The organism is Cellulosimicrobium funkei, assembly GCF_900155925.1.
GTDB classification, from domain to species: domain Bacteria; phylum Actinomycetota; class Actinomycetes; order Actinomycetales; family Cellulomonadaceae; genus Cellulosimicrobium; species Cellulosimicrobium funkei.
In genome coordinates this window covers 1-18,948 of the sequence record NZ_FTMI01000008.1, presented here as the reverse complement: position 1 = coordinate 18,948, position 18,948 = coordinate 1, and the positions used below count along the sequence as shown (strand labels likewise).

Sequence of the window (18,948 nt, the reverse complement as noted above, 5' to 3'; positions counted from 1 at the left end):
GGTCAGGCCTCCTCGGTCGCGGCGAGGCGCGGCAGCTCGATCGCGGGGCAGCGGTCCATGACCATGTCGAGGCCCGCGTCGCGCACGCGCCGCGCGGCGTCCTCGTCGATCACGTCGAGCTGGAACCACACCGCCTTCGCGCCGATCGCGATCGCCTGGTCGGCCACGTCGCCCGCGAGCTCGGACCGCACGAACACGTCGACGACGTCGACGGGGAACGGGACGTCCGCGAGGCTCGCGTACCCCTGCTCGCCGTGGACGGTCTCCGCCGACGGGTGCACGGGCACGACCCGCTTGCCGTGCTGCTGCAGCACGCGCGCGACCCCGTACGCGGCGCGCGCGGTGTTGTTCGACAGGCCGACGACGGCCCAGGTCTCGGTGCCCTCCAGGACCCGACGGACGGTGTCCTGCTCGTCGGCCGGCACGGCCGCTGTGACGTCGCTCATGTCGTGCGCAACCGGGTCCCGGCCGCGGCTATTCCGCGGCGGGACCCGGTGCGGGCACCCGCGCACCTCAGACCAGCGCGAGGGCGAGCAGCGCGCTCGACGCCGCACCGGCCACCGTCCGCACGTGGTTCCACGCGAGCCAGCGCGGGAGGAACGCCGCCCACGCCGCCGCCAGGTCGCCCTCGCGGGCCGCGGCGTCGAGCCGCTCGTTGAGCGGGACGTTGCCCACGGCCGTCACGCCGAGCACCCCGACGACCGCGACGACTGCGCCCGCGAGCGCCCACCCCGCCCCGGCTGTGCCGGCGACGAGCCCGACGACGGCCGCCGCCGCGGGGAGCAGGACGCTCGCGGCGAGCAGGAGCATCAGCGGCGGCCGGAGCGCGTCGCGGTTGATCGCGACCATCGCGGCTCCGCCCTCGCCCGGCGGGAGGCGGCGCAGCCCGCCCATCACGAACGTCGAGAACGCGAAGAGCACGCCGCCCGCGAGCCCCGTCGCGACGGCGGCCGCGACGACGAGCGCCGCGAACGCGGTCACGGCGCGGTCTCCACCGTGCGGGTGGCCGCGCCGGTGCCTGCGGCCCACGCGCCCGCCTCGCGCGCCGCGTACTCGTGGAAGTCCCGCGGCTCGCGGCCGAGCGCGGCGCGGACGCCGTCGGCCACGGGGGTCCCGCGCCCGTCGAGCACCTCGGTGAAGAGGTACCGCATGAGGTCGACGACGTCGTCGGGCAGCCCGGCCGCGGCGAGGCCCGCGACGAACGCCTCCATGGGGACGGGCTCGTAGCGGACGTCGCGCCCGCTCGCGGCGGCGATCTCCGCGACCGCTTCGTGGAACGTCAGCGCACGCGGCCCGGTGAGCTCGAGGACGCGTCCCGCGAGGGCATCGTCCGTGAGGGCCGCGACCGCGACGTCGGCCACGTCCTCGAGGTCGACGAACGGCTCCGCGACGTCGTCGACCGGGAGCGCGAGGACGCCGTCGAGCACGGGCCCGAGGAGGAAGCTCTCGCTGAAGTTCTGGTCGAAGAACGCGCACCGCACGACCGTGCGCGCCGGGAACGCCGCGCCGACGAGCTCCTCCGCGCGCTGCGCCTCCTCCTCGCCGCGCCCGGAGAGCAGCACGAGGCGGCGGACGCCGGCGTCGTGCGCGCGGGCCGCGAGGCGGGCCACGGTCTCCGGGGCGCCGGGGACCGCGAGGTCGGGCGCGTACGCGACGTACACGGCCGCGGCGCCCGCGAGCGCGGGCTCCCACGTCGTGTCGTCGTCCCAGTCGAAGCGCACGTCGCCGGAGCGCGACGCCCGGCGCACGGGGACGCCGGCCGCGTCGAGCCGGTCCGCGACGCGGCGGCCGGTCTTGCCGGTCGCGCCGAGCACGAGGACGGTGCCGGGCGCAGGTGCCGGTGCGGCGGTCGGCGCCGTCGTGCGGGCGGGCGCCGCCGACGGGGCGGCGGTGGGCGGGGTCGAGGCAGGCATGGTGTCTCCCGAGGTGCGAGTGGTGGAGCGGTACGGGTCCCACCCAACCGCCGCGCCGCGAGACGTTCCATGGCCGACCGGCTCGCGCGCATACGCGATCGTCTCGCCGCGCCCCGGCGTACGCTGGCGCGATGGACGTCGTCGCCGGGCTGCTCGACGGGCCGCGCGCCCGCGGGGCCTTCCTCCTGCGGAGCCACCTGCGCGCGCCGTGGGGCATGCGCATCGAGGACGAGGCGCCGCTGACGATCGTGCCCGTCCTGCGCGGGTCCGGGTGGGTCGGCCCCGGGGCCGGGGGCACGTCGTCCGACCCGGGCGAGCACGTCGCCGCGGGCGACGTCGTGCTCCTGCGCGGCCCGGACCACTACGTCGTCGCCGACGCGCCGACCACCGCGCCCCAGGTCGTCGTCGGCCCGGCGTCCGACATGTGCCGGGCGGTCGACGGCGGCCCCTCCCCCATGACCGTGCTCGGCGTGCGGTCGTGGGGCAACGACCCGGACGGCGAGACCGTCATCGTCACAGGCACGTACCCGCTCGACGGCGAGGTCGGGCGCCGGGTGCTGCGCGTGCTGCCCCAGCGCGTGGTCCTGCGCCGCGGGGACGTGGACGGGACGCTCGTGGAGATGCTCGCCCGGGAGGTCGTGCAGGACCTCCCGGGGCAGGAGGCGGTGCTCGACCGCCTCCTCGACCTCCTCCTCATCTCGTGCCTGCGCACCTGGCTCTCGCGCGACGACGCGCCGGGCTGGTACCGCGCCGACGCGGACCCCGTCGTCGGGGCCGCGCTGCGGCTCATCCACCACGACCCGGCGCGCGCCTGGACCCTCGACGCGCTCGCGCGGGAGGTGGGGCTGTCGCGCGCCGCGTTCTCGCGCCGCTTCACGGCGCTCGTCGGCGAGCCGCCGATGGGCTACCTCACCGGCTGGCGGCTCGACCTGGCCGCCGACCTCCTCCTCGAGCCGGACGCGACGCTCGCCGCGGTCGCGCGCGCCGTCGGGTACGCGACGCCGTTCGCGCTGAGCGCCGCGTTCAAGCGCGTGCGCGGCGTGAGCCCGGCGGTGCACCGGGCGCGCGCCGGCGCGGCGTGAGGTCGGTCAGCGCGCGACGGGCACGAGCTCGACGTCCCGCAGCGCGCCGTCGTCGACGACGGCCGTGAGGAACGTCCCGACCGGCTGCCGACGGCGGTCCGTCGGCGATCCGGGGTTGAGCAGGCGCAGGCCGCCCGGCGACGTGGTGTCCCAGGGGATGTGGCTGTGCCCGAACACGAGCACGTCCACGTCGGGGAACGCGGCGTCGGCGCGACGCTCGCGCCCGTCCTTCCCGCCCGTCTCGTGCACGACGGCGAGCCGCAGCCCCTCGACCGTGGTGCGCGCCACCTCGGGCAGGCGCGCGTGCAGGTCGGGGCCGTCGTTGTTGCCCGCCACCCCGACGAGGCGCGACGCGCGCGCCTCCAGCGCGTCGAGCAGGTCGACGCTCACCCAGTCGCCCGCGTGCACGACGACGTCCGCGTCGTCGACCGCGCGCCACACCTGGTCGGGCAGCGCCCGGGCGCGGACCGGGACGTGCGTGTCGCTGAGCAGGAGGAGTCGGGTGGGCACGCCGCCACGATAGGTCGCGGTCCGGGGGCACGCCGGGTGACGATGGGCCCATGCCGATCCCGAGCTGGGTGACCCGCAGCAACAGGCGCTTCCTCAACCCCGTCATGCTTCGCGTCGCGACGGGCGTCGGGCCGATGGCCGTCGTCCGCCACGTCGGGCGGCGCAGCGGGCGGGAGTACCGCACCCCGGTCTTCGCGTTCGCCTACCGCGACGACCCGACCGGTCCGGTCCGCGTCGCGTTCGCCCTCACGTACGGCCCCGACGTGGACTGGGTCCGCAACGTCGAGGCGGCCGGGGAGTTCGTCCTCGAGCGGCGCGGCGTGGAGTACGTCGTCGACGACGTGCGTCGCGTGACCGGCGCGGACGGCCTGCGGCTCCTGCCCGGCTGGACGAGCGCGATCCTCCGGCGCGCGGGCGTCGACGAGTTCCGGACCGGACGGCCGCGCCGGGCACCCGGCGGCCGGCTGCCATGATGGGGGCATGACCGACCAGCTCTGGATCACCGGCGACCCCGACGCGGACGCGCTGCTCAGCGACGACGCGTTCGCGCTCCTCGTGGGGATGCTGCTCGACCAGCAGTACCCGATGGAGCACGCGTTCGCCGGGCCCCGCAAGATCCGCGACCGCCTCGGCTCGATCGACCCGCGCACCGTCGCGGACACCGACCCCGACGCGTTCGTCACGCTCGCCACGACGCCGCCCGCGATCCACCGCTACGGGCGGTCGATGGCGGGCCGGGTGCAGGAGCTCGCGCGCGTCGTCGTCGACGAGTACGACGGCGACGCGACCCGGATCTGGACCGCGCCGGGCGCGGACGGCGAGCCGACGGGCGAGGAGGTGCTCGCGCGCCTGCGGGCGCTGCCCGGGTTCGGCGACCAGAAGGCGCGCATCTTCCTCGCGCTCCTGGGCAAGCAGCGGGGCGTGCGGCCCGCGGGGTGGCGCGAGGCCGCCGGCCACTACGGGGACGAGGGCTCCCGCCGGTCCATCGCCGACGTCACGAGCCCCGAGTCGCTCGCCGAGGTGCGCACGTTCAAGAAGGCCCAGAAGGCCGCCGCCAAGGCCGCGAAGGGCTGACCCGCCGCGCCGCGCGCGGACGCCCGGGTGCGCGACGCACCCCGGCGGTTATCGTCGGCGCGTGACCACGACGACGCCTCCCGCCCCGGGGCTCCCTCCCGCCACGCGCACGCTCCTGGCCCTCGCCGCCGGCGTCGTCGTCCTCGCCGGGGTCCACGCCGCCCGCGAGGTCCTCGCCCCGATGTTCCTCGCGGCAGTCATCGTCATCATCTGCCACCCCGTGCGCTACCCCCTGGAGCGTCGGGGCTGGCCGCGGTGGGCCGCGACGTCCGCCGTCGTCACGGTCGCGTACCTCATCCTCGCGGCGCTCGTCGCGATGCTCGCGTTCGCGGGCGTCCGGTTCGTGGATCTCGTCCGCGAGTATCTCCCCGCCCTCGTGCGCGCGGTCGACGACGTGGTGGACCAGCTCGCCGCGGTCGGCATCGACACGGACATCGCCGAGGCGGCCACGTCGTGGCTCGACCCGGGACGCGTCGTCAGCCTCGCGGGCAACGTGTCCGGCATGGCCCTGGGCATCGCGACCGCGTTCTTCTTCGTGCTCGCCTACGCGATCTTCATGGCCGCCGACGCCGCGCGGTACTCCACCGCCGGCTCGGTGTTCGGCGCCGAGCGCGCCGCGACGGTCGACCGGGCGACCCGGTTCAGCGGCGGGGTGCGGCGCTACTTCGTGGTCAACGCGTCGTTCGGCGCGGTCGTCGCCGTGATCGACGGCGTCGCCCTGTGGCTCCTGTCGGTCCCGGCCCCGACCGTGTGGGCGATCCTCGCGTTCGTCACGAACTTCATCCCGAACATCGGCTTCGTCCTGGGGCTCGTGCCGCCCGTCGTCATGGCGTTCGTGGTCGGGGGCTGGCAGCTCGCGCTCGCCGTCGTCGCGGTCTACTGCGTGGTGAACGTCGTGCTCCAGGTGCTCGTCCAGCCGAAGTTCGTCGCCGACGCGGTGAACCTCAGCCTCACGTTGAGCTTCGTGTCCGTCGTCTTCTGGACGTTCGTCATCGGGCCGCTCGGGGCGATCCTCGCGATCCCGCTCACGCTGCTCGTCCGGGCGCTCGTGCTGGAGCCCGACCCGGGCTCGGGCTGGCTGCGGTGGCTCTCCGGCGACGACGCGCCGCGGCCCGCCGAGGACCCGCGGGGCACGGGCTCCCCTCCCGCCGCCGACGCCGTGCCGGACGGGGACGACGCCGCTCCGTCGGAGCCCGCGGACCCCGAGGCCGACCCTCAGGTGGAGCCTGAGGGTTCCGCCGTCGAGCGCTCCCCGGCGCCGGACGAGCGCTGACCCCGGTCGCACGGTCCGGCCGGGCCCTGGTGCGCGCGGCACCGCCGTCCCTAGGCTGGTGCTCGGCGGGTGTCCGCCCGTCACCGGCACGGGGAGGAACCATGGCGCACGGAGACATCACGCACATCGACATCCCGGTGAGCGACAACGGCAGGGCCACGCAGTTCTACGGCGAGCTCTTCGGCTGGCAGATCGCGGAGGTTCCCGGCTTCGAGGGCTACCCCATGTGGCAGGCCCCGAACAAGATCAGCGGCGGCGGCCTCGCCCCACGCTCCGAGGGCTTCACGAGCCCGCGCAGCTACGTCGAGGTCGACTCCATCGAGGAGACGCTCGCCAAGGTCCGTGAGCTCGGCGGGCGCGTCGTGCTGGAGAAGTCGCAGATCAGCCCCACCTCGTGGTGGGCCGCGTTCGAGGACGCCGACGGGAACCAGATCGGCCTCTACGAAGGCACGACGGACGGGGGCTGACCGCGCGCGGCGCTCAGCCGCACGGCCGTCAGGGTCGGGACGACAGGACGCGGCCGTCCGGGTCGTCGGGCCGGCGCGGTCGCAGCGTGGGCGGGGGCGGCCACGGGAGGTCGTAGCGCTCGACGGGGACGTCGATCGCCCCGAAGTCGTCCGTCTGCACGACGACGCCGTCCGGCGTGACCTCGACGAGCCGGACCCGCAGCGGCGGCGCGTCGTCCTGCTCGAGCATCCAGACGTCGGCGAGCCACGCGAGGCTGCTCGCGTCGAGCGCCTCCTCGGCCTCGAGCCAGTCGACCGGTCCGGTGAGCTCGTGCCCGAGCAGCGACACGGCCACCCAGGCGTCGCCCTCGGGGCGGATCCAGCCCACGTGCTCGCGGTCGTCGGGGCGGCGGTGCGCGATCCAGTCGGAGGGGAGCATCCGGGCAGGCTAGCGGCGACGCCGGGGCGCACGCCAGGGGTTTCGCCGCCGCGGGGCGCACCCCGCCTCAGTCTGCGACCGGCTCGTTCCCGGAGCCCTCGCGGTACCCCTCGGCGAACCCGGCGCGGTAGCCGTCGGCGTACGCGGCCTCCCGCGCGGCGTCGCCCTCCTGGTCGCGGCGGGCGTCGGCCTGCCCGCGGGCGTACGCCTCGGCGCTGCCCTCGCGGAACAGGTCGTCGCCCGAGCCGCGCACGAGCACGCGGGCGCCCGGACCGTCCTCGCTCCCGACGTACCGGCCGAGCCCGCGCACCACGGCGACGGGCCGCCCCGCCGCCTTGCCGCGCACGAGCTCGCTCGCGGCCGCCACCTCGTCGACGACGGCGGTCACGGTCACCGACAGCGGCCGCCCGTGGGCGTCCACGCCGCCGCGCAGGTCCTCCGCGACGACGACCCCCGCGGCCCCGATGCCGATGTCGACGAGGCCGTCGCGCCACGCCCGGCCGGAGGTGTCCGTCACGACGACGCCCAGCCGGTCGAGGCCGAACCGCTCGCGGAGCGCGCCGCGCAGCGCCCGCGCGGAGGCGTCGGGGTCGAGCGGGAGCAGCAGGACCGTGCCCTCCGGGGTGTTCGACGCGTCGACGCCCCCCGCGGCCATGACGAGGCCGAGCCGGTTCTCGACGATGCGCAGCGGCGGCTGGCCGGGACGCTCGCGCGTCGCGACCACGCGCACCGTCTCGTCCGTGATCGCCTGCTCGCGGTCCGCTGCCGCGACGACGCGACCCTCGGCCTTCGAGACGACCTTGCTCGTCACGACGACGACGTCGCCCTCCGCGAGCGCCTCGCTCGCGAGCAGGTCGCCCACGAGCGCGGCGAGGTCGTCGCCCGGACGGACCTCGCCGAGGCCCTCGGGCGCCCACACCGTGAGGCGCGCGGACCGGTCGGGGCCCGCGCCGCCGTCGGGCCCGCCGGGTGCGGCGTCGTGCTCGCTCATCGCGCGAGCTTCGGGAGCACCTCGCGGCCGAAGACCTCGATCCACTCGCGCTGGTTGCGGCCCACGTTGTGCAGATAGATGCGGTCGAAGCCGAGGTCGACGAACTTCTGGATGTACGCGCGGTGCTCGTCCGGGTCGGCGGAGATGACCATGCGACCCTCGAAGTCCTCCGGGCGCACGAGCTTGGCCATCTGCTCGAAGTCGTGCGGCGAGCGGATGTCCGCCTTGGGGAACTTCATGCCGCCGTTCGGCCACTCGGTCATCGCGTTCGCGAGCGCCTCCTCGTCGGTCGCGGCCCAGGAGAGGTGGAGCTGGAGCACCTTGGGCATCGCCTCGGGGTCGCGGCCGGACTCGCGCACGCCGTCGTCGAACTTGCCGAACAGCATGGAGATCTTCTCGAGCGGCGCCCCCACGGTGATGAGGCCGTCGGCGTGGCGGCCCGCGCGCTTCGCGGTCACGGGGCCGGCGGTCGCGACGAGGATCTCGGGCGCGACCTCGGGCATGGTCCACAGCCGCGTGGACTCCATCTTGTAGAACTGCCCGGAGTGCTTGACGTCCTTGTTGTCGAGCCCGGACTGGAACAGCTTCTTGATGACGTCGATCGCCTCGAACATGCGGTTGATGCGCTCGGGCGCCTCGGGCCAGTAGCCCGCGACGACGTGCTCGTTGAGCGCCTCGCCCGAGCCGAGCCCGAGCCAGTGCCGGCCGGGGTACATCGCGGCGAGCGTCGCGGACGCCTGGGCGACCATCGCGGGGTGCCAGCGGAACGTCGGCGCGGTGACGCCGGGGCCCAGGTCGCCCCGGGTCCGCTCGCCGAGCGCCGTGAGCACGTTCCACACGAACGACGACTCGCCCTGCGCCGGGACCCACGGCTGGAAGTGGTCGGCCGCCATGGTCCCGGAGAAGCCGTGCTCCTCCGCGTAGGCCGAGAGCGCGACGGCCTCGGTCGGGTGGAACTGCTCGAGCATGGCGGCGTAGCCGACGGTGAGGCCGGACCGGGAGGAGGACGACATGGACCGAGCCTAGGCCTCCGGGCACGGCGGTGGCAGCCGCGGCGACCCGGCTGGGCGCGATGGCGGAAGAACACCACCACTGGACAGCGCGAGCGTGACAGTTCTAGTGTGAAATCACGCAGGATCGCTCACGAACATCGATTCGTGAGCAGGGCGCCGGCACGCCCCTTCGCAGAGCACGGACAACGACGTTCCGCCAGCGAGAGGACCCACCCGTGACCCGACACCATCGTCCGCCCCGCCGCTTCGCACGCCTCGGCACGGCCGCGGCGCTCGCCCTTCTCTCGGCGGTCGGAGCAGGAACGCTCCTGGCCGCCGCCGCTGCGGCCACGGCCGCGGCGCCCTGGGCGCCGACCGGGACGGCGGCGGCCGCCGCCGTCCCCGAGGACCCGGGCCCGCTCGGCTTCTACGACACACGCGCCGACGGGTCGCCCCGCCCGGTGCGCAACGACCTCACAGGCGCACTCGGCGCCATGGTGCAGCTCGCCCAGAGCCACACGATCGACCCCGCGGGCAACACCGCGCGCAACATGCCGACGCTCGTGGCCGAGCGCGCGGCGCTGCTCCTGGTCACCCCCACCTCCACGGTGTCGTCGCTCACGGTCGCGGTGTCCGTGGACGGGCGGCCTCGCACGACGCTGCCCCTCGCACCCCCGAGTGCCGTCCCACGCGACGACGTGACCGACACCGAGGGTCGTCGCGACGTCGTCTACAGCAACCGGGCGTGGACCGTCGAGCTGCCCTGGGACGCGGTGGTCCCGGGCCTGTCGCTCGCGTTCACCGCGGACGGTGGACGGACGGGGACGCTCCCGGCCGCGTCGATCCAGGTCGCCGCGCCGACGGAGCTGGTCGTCAACGGCACCGAGCTGGGCATGCTGACCGACCCCCCGACGGGCAGCGGCCACGTCATGCTCGACGACACCGTGCGAGCGGCCACGGACTACTTCCAGACCATCCCCGTGTCCCGGCTCGTCGTCGCACGCTACGAACCGGTGCGCCTCGACCGCGTGATGGTGGCCTCCGGCACGATCTACACCTCCCCCGGCACCAGCGCGACGACAGGGGACGTCTACTCGGGCGACCTGCGGGAGAACGTGGGCAAGGCCCAGTTCTCCACCGGGGTCAACCTCGCGGGCTTCGGCATCCCCAGCGCCCCGATGACGCAGAACCAGCCCGGCACGTTCAACCAGCGCGTCTACCACCACTCGGCCGGGGCCTACATAAACGGCCGGGTCGTGCACGGGCTCAGCGGCGGCAACGGCATGGCGACCCTCTACGACTCCGTCGGCAACGAGTGGAGCCACGAGATCGGGCACTCGTTCGGGCTCGGTCACTACCCCGGCGTGGACGACACCAAGACCGGCGACGAGCGCGTGATCAACGCGACGCACCACAGCGAGAGCGGGTGGGGCTACATCGCCTACCGCGACCGGATGCGGTCCAACCTCGTCAACAACCAGGCTTTCGTGCCCGGGGGCATCGACGTCGCCGGCACCCCGTTCCGGCAGAGCTTCGCCGGGCTGTACAACTACCAGCGCGACGCGATGTCCGGGGGCTTCCCCACCAGCGACCTGTCGCGCTACACGCACCACACCGGGTACAGCGCGACGCGCATCCAGCAGTCGTTGCGCACCGTGGTGCCCGACCCGGCGTACCCCAGCGGCTACCGCGACTGGGACCCGGCGACCGGTGACCGCGTGGACGCCCGGGTGCGCGACGCGTCGTTCACCGCGGCGAAGCCGCGCAAGGTCGGCGTCCCCGTCATGACGGTGCTCGGGGCCTACGACCCGGCGAACCCCGCCCGCACCGCCCTCTTCCCCGCGATGCGGTCGAACTACGGCAACGTCTTCAGCCTGCCCGCCCCGGACACCGGGGCGACCGGGCCGGCACGCCAGTGCTGGGTCGAGGTCACCTACGTGGGCGGCCGCGTCGAGAACGTGTCGATCGACGCCTCCGACGGTGTGAAGCAGGTGAACCTCAATCTCGAGGAGGCCGCCGACCCGTCGCGCGCGCGCATCCTGTGCCGCGTGAACGGCACCACCACGGCGCACGGCGCCGTCTCGCTCCCCACGGACCTCGCCCCTCTGGCGCCCGCGGTGGTCGTCGGGCAGGAGGCCGGCTACGAGGCGCTCCGCGCGGTGGAGGTGCGGGAGCTGGACGCCGCGCTCGCGCCGCTCGCGGGCCAGACCGCGCCCGTGCTGGACGCGCGCACCCGCCTCCTGCTCACGAGCTGGGCCGACGACCTGTCCGGGCTCGGCACGACGGCGCGTCAGGTCGCGGACCGTGCACTCGCCGTGCAGGCCGGGGTCACGCGGGTCGAGAGCTATGTCGCGGAGCGGCGGGCGGCGCTCCTGGGCGGAGATGCCGCCGCGAAGGACGGGCTCGCCGCGCTGGTGCGCTCGACGGGGCTCGCGGAGTCCGCCACCGCGCTGCTCCCGACCCCTGCCCGCGTCACCGTGGACGGGGGCCGGTGCCTCGACGTCGACCTCGCGGCAACCGCGCCGCGGGTGCTCGTGACAGCGGCTCCGGCGGACTGCGACACCAGCGCGGAGCAGACCTGGTTCCTCGACGCGCGCGGCGCGATCCACAGCGGCGCACGGCCCGACCTGTGCCTGGTGGCCCGCACGCCCGCGACCCTGGCGCCGTGCGAGCGCGACGCCGTCCGCCAGGAGTGGACGTACGAGGCGGACGGGCACCTCGCGAGCCGTGGTCAGCCCGGGCAGTACCTCGACCACTACCGCGCTCAGGGCACGCCCGGCCTCTGGGGACGCGCCGCCGCGGCGAACCAGCTGTGGGCCGGTCTGCCGCGGAGCACGAGCGCCGGGGTCGCGCTGCTCTCCCCCGGCACCCTCGCCACGGTGTTCGCCGCGCAGCAGCTCCACGGCGTCTCCTCCCTGCCCCTGCAGCGCGCGGACAACGGCTGGGGGCCCGTCGAGCGCGACCGGAGCAACGGCGAGGCCGCCGCGGGCGACGGCGGCGTCCTCACGGTCGCGGGCGCGACGAGCCCGGTCGGGCTCGGGGTGCACGCGGCGAGCGAGGTCGAGGTCCGCGTCGGTGGCGCCTGCACGCGCCTGACGGGCTCGGTCGGGGTCGACGCCGAGTCCGGGACCCGCGGCAGCGTCGTCGCGACGGTCCTCGCGGACGGCGTGGCCCGCTGGACGAGCCCGACGCTCCGCGGCGGCGCTGCGGCGTCGTCGTTCGACGTCGACGTCACGGGTGCGACGGTCGTGACGCTGCGGGCCGGCACGGCGGGCGACGGCGACGCCTGGGACCACGCCGACTGGCTCGCGCCGACCCTGCGCTGCGCGACGGCGCCCCGCTAGGTCGCGGCGCGGACGGCCCGGCACGCGCGTGCCGGGCCGTCCGTCACCCGGGCGAGGGCAGGACCGGGTCCGCGGATCTGGGAAGATGGTGGACCATGAGTGACTTCCCGCAGGGCGAGGCCGCCGCGACACCCTCGTCGCCCGGACCGACCGCCCCCACCGCATCCCCCGACAACGCCTCCGCGCCCGCCACGGCCGCCGACGTCGTCCGCGCGGTGGTAGCGGGCGTACCCGACCGGGTGAGCCTCGACGGGCTCGAGGACACCTACGACGCGCGCTGGGCCGAGCAGGGGACGTACGCGTTCGACCGTTCGAAGACCCGCGAGCAGGTCTTCTCCATCGACACCCCGCCGCCGACCGTCTCGGGCTCGCTGCACGTGGGCCACGTGTTCTCCTACACGCACACCGACGTCGTCGCGCGGTTCCAGCGCATGCGCGGCCTCGAGGTGTTCTACCCCATGGGCTGGGACGACAACGGCCTGCCCACCGAGCGGCGCGTCCAGAACTACTACGGCGTCCGCTGCGACCCCACGCTCCCCTACGTCGAGGGCTTCGAGCCCCCGCACGAGGGCGGCGAGGGCAAGTCCGTCAAGGCCGCCGACCAGGTGCCGGTGAGCCGCCGCAACTTCATCGAGCTGTGCGAGCGGCTCACGGCCGAGGACGAGAAGCAGTTCGAGGCGCTGTGGCGCCGGCTCGGGCTCTCGGTCGACTGGGCGCAGCACTACCAGACGATCGACGCGCGGTCCCGCACCGCGGCGCAGCGTGCGTTCCTGCGCAACCTCGCGCGCGGCGAGGCGTACCAGGCCGAGGCCCCCGGCCTGTGGGACGTGACGTTCCAGACCGCCGTCGCGCAGGCCGAGCTCGAGGCGCGCGACTACCCGGGCCACTTCCACAAGGTCGCGTTCCACCGCGTCGCGCCGGGCACCCCGGACGACGGCGCACCCGTCCTCATCGAGACCACGCGCCCCGAGCTGCTCGCGGCGTGCGTGGCGCTCGTCGCGCACCCCGACGACGAGCGGTACCAGCACCTGTTCGGCACCTCGGTGCGCTCGCCGCTGTTCGACGTCGAGCTGCCCGTCCTCGCCCACCCCGCCGCCGAGCGCGACAAGGGCGCGGGCATCGCGATGTGCTGCACGTTCGGCGACCTCACCGACGTGCAGTGGTGGCGCGAGCTGCAGCTCCCGACGCGCTCGATCATCACGCGCGACGGCCGGATCGTGCGCGAGACGCCGGACTGGATCACCTCGCACGCCGGCCAGGGCGTGTTCGCCGAGCTCGCGGGCAAGACGACGTTCTCGGCGCGCCAGGTCGTCGTCGACGCGCTGCGCGACGCGGGCGACCTCGACGGCGAGCCCGTGCCGACCCAGCGCAAGGCGAACTTCTTCGAGAAGGGCGACAAGCCCCTCGAGATCGTCACGTCGCGCCAGTGGTACATCCGCAACGGCGGCCGCGACTGGACGACGGCCGACGGCACGACGCGCGACCTGCGCCAGGAGCTGCTGAACCGCGGCAAGGAGCTCGCGTTCCACCCCGACTTCATGCGCGTGCGCTACGAGAACTGGGTCGGCGGCCTCAACGGCGACTGGCTCATCTCGCGCCAGCGCTTCTTCGGCGTCGCGATCCCGCTGTGGTACCCCGTGCTCGAGTCGGGCGAGATCGACCACGACCACCCGATCGTGCCGTCCGAGGACGCGCTGCCCGTCGACCCGTCGTCCGACGTGCCGGCCGGGTACACCGAGGACCAGCGCGGCGTGCCGGGCGGGTTCGTGGGCGAGAACGACATCATGGACACGTGGGCGACGTCGTCGCTCACGCCGCAGATCGCGGGCGGCTGGGAGGTCGACCCCGACCTGTTCGAGCGCGTCTTCCCCATGGACCTGCGCCCGCAGGGCCAGGACATCATCCGCACGTGGCTCTTCTCCACGGTCGTGCGATCGCACCTCGAGTTCGGCTCGCTGCCGTGGAAGAACGCCGCGATCTCCGGCTGGATCCTCGACCCCGACCGCAAGAAGATGTCGAAGTCCAAGGGCAACGTCGTCACGCCCATGGGCCTGCTCGAGGAGCACGGGTCGGACGCCGTGCGGTACTGGGCGGCGTCGGCCCGCCTCGGCACGGACGCGGCGTTCGAGGTCGGCCAGATGAAGATCGGCCGTCGCCTCGCGATCAAGATCCTCAACGCGTCGAAGTTCGCGCTGTCGTTCGGGGTCGACGCCGAGACCGGGACGGGCGAGATCGTCCTCGACCCGGCGCTCGTCACCGAGACGCTCGACCGTGCGATGCTCGCGGGCCTCGCGACCGTCGTCGAGAAGGCGACCGAGGCGTTCGAGGCGTACGACCACACGCGCGCGCTCGAGGTCACCGAGACGTTCTTCTGGACGTTCTGCGACGACTACCTCGAGCTCGTCAAGGACCGCGCGTACGGTGCCGGGGCCGCGGCCTCCGACGTCTCCGCCGAGACCCGGTCCGCGCGCGTCGCGCTCGCGATCGCGCTCGACACGCTCCTGCGCCTGTTCGCGCCGTTCGTGCCGTTCGCGACGGAAGAGGTGTGGTCCTGGTGGCGCGCCTCGGAGGGCTCGATCCACCGCGCGCCGTGGCCCACGCCCGACGTCGCGCGCTCGGCCGCGGGCGACGCCGACCCGGCCGTCCTCACCGCGGCGGGCCACGCGCTCGCGGCGCTGCGCAAGGTCAAGTCGGAGGCGAAGGTGTCGATGCGCACCCCGATCCTCGCGGCGCAGGTCGCGGTGCCGGCGGCGTCGCTCCCCGGCGTCGAGGCGTCGGTCGTGGACGTCCGCAACGGCGGGCGCGTCACCGGCACGCTCGACCTCGTCGCGGCGGCCGAGGGCCAGGGCGACCCGGCCGTCCAGGGCGGGATCGTCGTCGTCTCCTCCGAGCTCGGCGAGCCCGAGGCCCGCAAGAAGGGCTGACCCCGCACGACGACAGCACGACGACGCCCTCCCCGGCCGCGGCCGGGAAGGGCGTCGTCGTCGGTGGCGGCGGGCCTAGATGATCTCGCCGCGCAGCCGCGAGTCGTCGCCGGACATCGTCGCGGCGACCTCGCGCGGCGTCCCCTCGTCCGCCCAGCGGAGCGTGGCGCCCACGCCCTCGATGAGCTCGACGCTGCCCTCGGGCGCGAACGTCAGCCCGGCGTCCTGCCCGACGGCGGCCCGCACGAGCGCGACCGTGGCGGGCAGCTTCTCCAGGCCGTCGGTCACGCCGAGGGACTCGATCTCCTCGCGAGTCGCCGCGATGTGCAGGGGGCTGGGCCCGATCCACAGCGAGCGGCCGTCGAGCGCGCCGTCCTGCCCGTACTCGTCGGCCAGCACGAGCTCCTTGACCTGGCCGCGCGCGAGCACCGCGACGACGTCCTCCACGGACGTCACCGCCCCGGACTCCCGGCCCTGCTCCTGGCGGAACTCGGCGAGGACCTTCTCGCGGCGACGCTCCCGGTAGCTGTCGAGCGCGTCGGCCACGTTCGCCTCGAACGAGGCCTCGTTGATGCCGGCGCCCCGGCCGCCGCCCGGGACCTCGACCACGAGCTCGGAGATCGCGTGCCCGAGCGCGCCCCGCACGAGCGGCACGGCACGCACGTCACCGGTGAGCAGCACGAGCTCGGGCCGGTACTCGGCCGCCTGGCGCTCCAGCTCCGCGGCGACCGCCTCGGCGTTGCGCTCCCAGGAGTCCTCCGCGCGGGACTCGATGCGCTTGTGCGACAGCCCTCCGGTGCGGACCTTGTTGATGACGTCGTGGCCGCCCTCGACCGTCTCCGGCTCCGCGTAGGGCAGGTGGCCGCCCGCGACGGACCACGTGAGGTCCGCGCCCTGCCGGTCGACGACGACGCGCACGTAGTCGACCGACTCGTCCGCCGCGCGCGCCGCCTGCAGCAGCGCGGGCACAGGTCCCCAGGAGCCCTTCGTGAGCGCCGGCGGGTCCTTGACGACCCGGTCGACGAGCACGCCCGTGTCGTCGGCGATCAGCACGCGCCCGTGGGTGCCGCCCACCCGCGTCGGCCGCAGCACCACCTCCTCGAGGTCGTCGAGGACCGCGTCCGGCGCGCCCTCCTGGTGCAGCTGGCGCCGCACTCCCTTCCAGCGGTTCTCGACCTCGCGGTCCCCGGCCTCGTTGGCGCGCGTCGCGTCGATGTACACCGTCGCGAAGGGGCCAGGATGGCCGAGGAGGGGCTTGAGCCAATCGATCTTCATGCGAACACCTCATGACGTCCGTCGGCGTGGCGGGAGGGCCGCCCGACGCGGCGGTGCCGACGCCCGGGGCCCGCCCTGGGTCCCCACCAGGGTCCGTCAGATCGACGGGGGTCGCCACCGCGCGTCGGGCCCGGGGGGCACCTCGCGCCGGCCTTTCGACCCTCGCCCGGCCCGCTCCCGGGCCGTCAGGAATAGGTGTCGAGGACCGGGGTCCCCTCGCCCGCGGCCGCGTGCTCGGCGGCGATGCGCTCGTGGTGGCGGATGACCTCGTGGACGATGAACGCGCGGAACTGCTCGGCGAACTCCGGGTCGAGACCGGCCGAGCTCGCGATGCCCGTGAGCCGGGCGATCTGCTGGCGGTCCCGGTCCGGGTCCGCGGGCGGGAGCCCGCCCTGCGCCTTGAGCTCGCCCACGCGGCGCGTGAACTTGAACCGCTCCGCGAGCAGGTGCATGAGCGCCGCGTCGATGTTGTCGATGCTGTCGCGCAGGCGGAGGATCTCGTCGGGGACGGCAGGCTGCCCGGGGTCGTTCGTCACCCACCGATCCTAGGGGTGCCCGTCGGGCGTCGAGGAACTCGATACTCGGAGTACGGAGTAAAGTGGCTCGCCGTCCCTCCCTACCGTCCCACTCAGCGGAGAGTTTCATGACGGAACACACGTCGCCGAGCCTCGTCGAGGTCTCCCCCACGGCGACCATCAGCACCCTCCTCACCGACCGTGTCGCGCGCGACCCCCGGGCGACGCTCGTCGAGCGCCGCACCACCGCCGACGGTCCGTGGGAGCGCGTCACCGCGCAGGAGTTCGAGGACGACGTCGTCGCGGTCGCCCGCGGCCTCCTCGCGCGCGGCATCGAGCCCGGCGACCACGTCGCGATCATGTCGCGCACCCGCTACGAGTGGACCCTCCTCGACTTCGCCGCCTGGGCCGTGGGTGCTGTGCCCGTCCCCGTCTACGAGACGTCGTCCGCCGAGCAGGTGCACTGGATCCTGTCGGACGCCGGCGTCCGGCTCGCCGTCGTCGAGACGGCGGCCCACGCGGCCGAGGTCGCGACCGTGCGCGACCGCCTGCCCGGCCTGGAGGACGTCCTCGTCGTCGAGGACGGCGCCGTCGACGCCCTGCGCGCCGCCGGGGCCGACGTCCCGGCCGCGGACGTCGAGCGTCGTCGGGCCGCGCAGCGCGTCGACGACCTCGCGACGGTCATCTACACGTCCGGGTCGACCGGGCGCCCCAAGGGCGTCGAGCTCACCCACCGCAACTTCGTGCACCTCGCGCTCAACGGCCGGGCCGGCCTCGCCGAGATCCTCGACGCCGACGGCGCACGCACCCTGCTGTTCCTGCCGCTCGCGCACGTGTTCGCCCGGTTCATCCAGGTCGTCGTCGTCGCGTCGAACGCGGTCCTCGCGCACTCCTGGGACACGAAGAACCTCGTCGCGGACCTCGGCTCGTTCCACCCGACGTTCCTGCTCGCCGTGCCGCGCGTGTTCGAGAAGGTCTACAACACCGCCGAGCAGAAGACCGGGACCGGCGCCAAGCGCAAGATCTTCCACTGGGCGGCCAAGGTCGCCATCACCTGGTCCCGGGCGCTCGACACGCCGGGCGGCCCCGCGCTCGGGCTGCGCCTCCAGCACGCCGTCGCGGACCGGCTCGTCTACTCGACGCTGCGCGCCGCCATGGGCGGCCGGCTCACGTACTCCATCTCCGGCGGCGCGCCGCTCGGCGAGCGGCTGGGCCACTTCTACCGCGGGGTCGGGCTGCGCATCCTCGAGGGCTACGGTCTCACCGAGACCACGGCCCCCACGGCCGTGAACCTGCCCGGCCTGACGAAGATCGGGACGGTCGGGCCCGCGTTCCCCGGCACGTCCCTGCGCATCGACGCGGACGGCGAGCTCCTCGTCAAGGGCGACCACATCTTCCGCGGCTACCGCAACCAGCCCGAGCTCACCGCCGAGGCGCTCCAGGACGGCTGGTTCCGCACCGGCGACCTCGGCGCGTTCGACGACGACGGCTACCTGCGCATCACCGGCCGCAAGAAGGAGATCATCGTGACCGCCGGCGGCAAGAACGTCGCGCCGGCCGTGCTCGAGGACCGGCTGCGCGCGCACCCGCTCGTGAGCCAGGTCGTCGTCGTGGGCGACCAGCGCCCCTTCATCGGCGCCCTCGTCACGCTCGACGCCGAGATGCTGCCGGGCTGGCTCGCGACGCACGGCCTGCGTCCGATGGACGTCGAGACGGCCGCGCACGACGCCGACGTGCTCGCCGCGCTCGACCGCGCCGTCGCGCACGCCAACGAGGCCGTCTCCCGGGCCGAGTCGATCCGCAAGATCACCGTGCTCACGACGGACTTCACCGAGCAGAACGGCTACCTCACGCCGTCGCTCAAGGTGAAGCGCCGCCTGGTCATCGACGACTTCGCCGACACGATCGACACGCTCTACGGCTCGAAGGTCGGCGCCGACGCCTGACGACCCACCGTATGCCCCCGGCCCCCGGTCACGGTCACGGGCCGAGCAGGTGGTCCTGGCGCGTCCGGGTGACCGGACGGACCAGGACCACCTGCTCGGCCGAGCTACATCGCCTGGTCGACGGTCGTCGGGGTCAGGCGGACTTCTCGCGCGGGGTGCGGGCGCGCGCGGTCGTGGTGCGCGGCACGATCGTGGGATTGACGTTGTCCAGCACGACCTCGCGC

General features: G+C 74.7%; 17 protein-coding genes. 8 read left to right on the top strand and 9 right to left on the bottom strand.

The genetic code is table 11. The features are described 5' to 3' along the window. Nucleotides 1–2 precede the first annotated feature (2 nt). The 3 genes from BXA05_RS17355 to BXA05_RS20150 form a co-directional block, all read right to left on the bottom strand. Nucleotides 3–446, bottom strand: coding sequence for a CoA-binding protein (locus tag BXA05_RS17355; protein ID WP_076406407.1), 444 nt, complete (start codon nt 444–446; stop codon nt 3–5). A 67-nt stretch (nt 447–513) separates the two neighbouring features. Continuing rightward, a complete protein-coding gene (locus BXA05_RS17350) occupies nt 514–981 on the bottom strand; it encodes an anthrone oxygenase family protein (protein ID WP_076406405.1) in 468 nt (155 codons plus the stop codon). After that, nucleotides 978–1,913, bottom strand: a complete 936-nt coding sequence (locus tag BXA05_RS20150) for an NmrA family NAD(P)-binding protein (protein ID WP_244550507.1) — start codon at nt 1,911–1,913, stop codon at nt 978–980. Before BXA05_RS20150 ends, BXA05_RS17350 begins: the two co-directional genes overlap by 4 nt. 131 nt (nt 1,914–2,044) lie before the next feature. On the opposite strand from BXA05_RS20150, the gene BXA05_RS17340 reads away from it, so the two are divergent. After that, entirely contained in the window at nt 2,045–2,995 is a 951-nt protein-coding gene (locus BXA05_RS17340) for an AraC family transcriptional regulator (RefSeq protein WP_076406403.1), read from the top strand. 6 nt (nt 2,996–3,001) lie between these two features. Here BXA05_RS17340 and BXA05_RS17335 read toward each other — a convergent pair whose 3' ends face one another. Beyond that, nucleotides 3,002–3,505, bottom strand: a complete 504-nt coding sequence (locus BXA05_RS17335) for a metallophosphoesterase family protein (protein WP_076406401.1) — start codon at nt 3,503–3,505, stop codon at nt 3,002–3,004. 50 nt (nt 3,506–3,555) lie between these two features. Between BXA05_RS17335 and BXA05_RS17330 the strand changes: the two genes are divergently transcribed. From BXA05_RS17330 to BXA05_RS17315, 4 genes are all read left to right on the top strand, one after another. Continuing rightward, nucleotides 3,556–3,978, top strand: a complete 423-nt coding sequence (locus BXA05_RS17330; protein ID WP_076406399.1) for a PNPOx family protein — start codon at nt 3,556–3,558, stop codon at nt 3,976–3,978. 7 nt (nt 3,979–3,985) lie between these two features. After that, a complete protein-coding gene (locus BXA05_RS17325) occupies nt 3,986–4,579 on the top strand; it encodes an HhH-GPD-type base excision DNA repair protein (protein ID WP_076406397.1) in 594 nt (197 codons plus the stop codon). Nucleotides 4,580–4,640: 61 nt separating this feature from the next. After that, nucleotides 4,641–5,852: an AI-2E family transporter gene (locus BXA05_RS17320; protein ID WP_076406395.1), complete on the top strand. Its 1,212-nt coding sequence runs from the start codon at nt 4,641–4,643 to the stop codon at nt 5,850–5,852. A gap of 101 nt (nt 5,853–5,953) precedes the next feature. Continuing rightward, nucleotides 5,954–6,319: a VOC family protein gene (locus BXA05_RS17315; RefSeq protein WP_076406393.1), complete on the top strand. Its 366-nt coding sequence runs from the start codon at nt 5,954–5,956 to the stop codon at nt 6,317–6,319. 28 nt (nt 6,320–6,347) lie between these two features. Here the strand turns inward: BXA05_RS17315 and BXA05_RS17310 are convergent, their stop codons facing one another. The 3 genes from BXA05_RS17310 to BXA05_RS17300 form a co-directional block, all read right to left on the bottom strand. Continuing rightward, nucleotides 6,348–6,737: a hypothetical protein gene (locus BXA05_RS17310; RefSeq protein ID WP_043654766.1), complete on the bottom strand. Its 390-nt coding sequence runs from the start codon at nt 6,735–6,737 to the stop codon at nt 6,348–6,350. Between the two features lie 67 nt (nt 6,738–6,804). After that, nucleotides 6,805–7,728, bottom strand: coding sequence for a coenzyme F420-0:L-glutamate ligase (gene cofE / locus BXA05_RS17305; RefSeq protein ID WP_076406391.1), 924 nt, complete (start codon nt 7,726–7,728; stop codon nt 6,805–6,807). Beyond that, nucleotides 7,725–8,741 (bottom strand): TIGR03557 family F420-dependent LLM class oxidoreductase, encoded by a 1,017-nt coding sequence (locus BXA05_RS17300; protein WP_076406389.1) that lies wholly within the window; start codon nt 8,739–8,741, stop codon nt 7,725–7,727. Before BXA05_RS17300 ends, cofE begins: the two co-directional genes overlap by 4 nt. 215 nt (nt 8,742–8,956) lie before the next feature. Here BXA05_RS17300 and BXA05_RS17295 point away from each other — a divergent pair, with 215 nt between their 5' ends. Next, on the top strand, nt 8,957–12,064 hold the full coding sequence (locus BXA05_RS17295; RefSeq protein WP_076406387.1) for a M66 family metalloprotease: 3,108 nt from the start codon (nt 8,957–8,959) through the stop codon (nt 12,062–12,064). A 95-nt stretch (nt 12,065–12,159) separates the two neighbouring features. Continuing rightward, nucleotides 12,160–14,988, top strand: a complete 2,829-nt coding sequence (gene valS / locus BXA05_RS17290) for a valine--tRNA ligase (protein ID WP_083712005.1) — start codon at nt 12,160–12,162, stop codon at nt 14,986–14,988. 75 nt (nt 14,989–15,063) lie between these two features. Here valS and BXA05_RS17285 read toward each other — a convergent pair whose 3' ends face one another. Continuing rightward, nucleotides 15,064–16,263: a baeRF2 domain-containing protein gene (locus BXA05_RS17285; protein ID WP_021482740.1), complete on the bottom strand. Its 1,200-nt coding sequence runs from the start codon at nt 16,261–16,263 to the stop codon at nt 15,064–15,066. 185 nt (nt 16,264–16,448) lie between these two features. Beyond that, nucleotides 16,449–16,799: a chorismate mutase gene (locus tag BXA05_RS17280; RefSeq protein ID WP_043654759.1), complete on the bottom strand. Its 351-nt coding sequence runs from the start codon at nt 16,797–16,799 to the stop codon at nt 16,449–16,451. A 107-nt stretch (nt 16,800–16,906) separates the two neighbouring features. On the opposite strand from BXA05_RS17280, the gene BXA05_RS17275 reads away from it, so the two are divergent. Continuing rightward, complete coding sequence (locus BXA05_RS17275) at nt 16,907–18,724, top strand: AMP-dependent synthetase/ligase (protein WP_076406385.1); 1,818 nt, start codon at nt 16,907–16,909, stop codon at nt 18,722–18,724. Nucleotides 18,725–18,948 lie beyond the last annotated feature (224 nt).

What these genes read in the sequence shown, in the direction of transcription:
- BXA05_RS17355 (WP_076406407.1), bottom strand. Translation starts at nt 446, where the DNA reads ATGAGCGACGTCACAGCGGCCGTGCCGGCCGACGAGCAGGACACCGTC.
- BXA05_RS20150 (WP_244550507.1), bottom strand. Translation starts at nt 1,913, where the DNA reads ATGCCTGCCTCGACCCCGCCCACCGCCGCCCCGTCGGCGGCGCCCGCC.
- BXA05_RS17340 (WP_076406403.1), top strand. Translation starts at nt 2,045, where the DNA reads ATGGACGTCGTCGCCGGGCTGCTCGACGGGCCGCGCGCCCGCGGGGCC.
- BXA05_RS17330 (WP_076406399.1), top strand. Translation starts at nt 3,556, where the DNA reads ATGCCGATCCCGAGCTGGGTGACCCGCAGCAACAGGCGCTTCCTCAAC.
- BXA05_RS17325 (WP_076406397.1), top strand. Translation starts at nt 3,986, where the DNA reads ATGACCGACCAGCTCTGGATCACCGGCGACCCCGACGCGGACGCGCTG.
- BXA05_RS17315 (WP_076406393.1), top strand. Translation starts at nt 5,954, where the DNA reads ATGGCGCACGGAGACATCACGCACATCGACATCCCGGTGAGCGACAAC.
- BXA05_RS17310 (WP_043654766.1), bottom strand. Translation starts at nt 6,737, where the DNA reads ATGCTCCCCTCCGACTGGATCGCGCACCGCCGCCCCGACGACCGCGAG.
- cofE (WP_076406391.1), bottom strand. Translation starts at nt 7,728, where the DNA reads ATGAGCGAGCACGACGCCGCACCCGGCGGGCCCGACGGCGGCGCGGGC.
- BXA05_RS17300 (WP_076406389.1), bottom strand. Translation starts at nt 8,741, where the DNA reads ATGTCGTCCTCCTCCCGGTCCGGCCTCACCGTCGGCTACGCCGCCATG.
- valS (WP_083712005.1), top strand. Translation starts at nt 12,160, where the DNA reads ATGAGTGACTTCCCGCAGGGCGAGGCCGCCGCGACACCCTCGTCGCCC.
- BXA05_RS17285 (WP_021482740.1), bottom strand. Translation starts at nt 16,263, where the DNA reads ATGAAGATCGATTGGCTCAAGCCCCTCCTCGGCCATCCTGGCCCCTTC.
- BXA05_RS17275 (WP_076406385.1), top strand. Translation starts at nt 16,907, where the DNA reads ATGACGGAACACACGTCGCCGAGCCTCGTCGAGGTCTCCCCCACGGCG.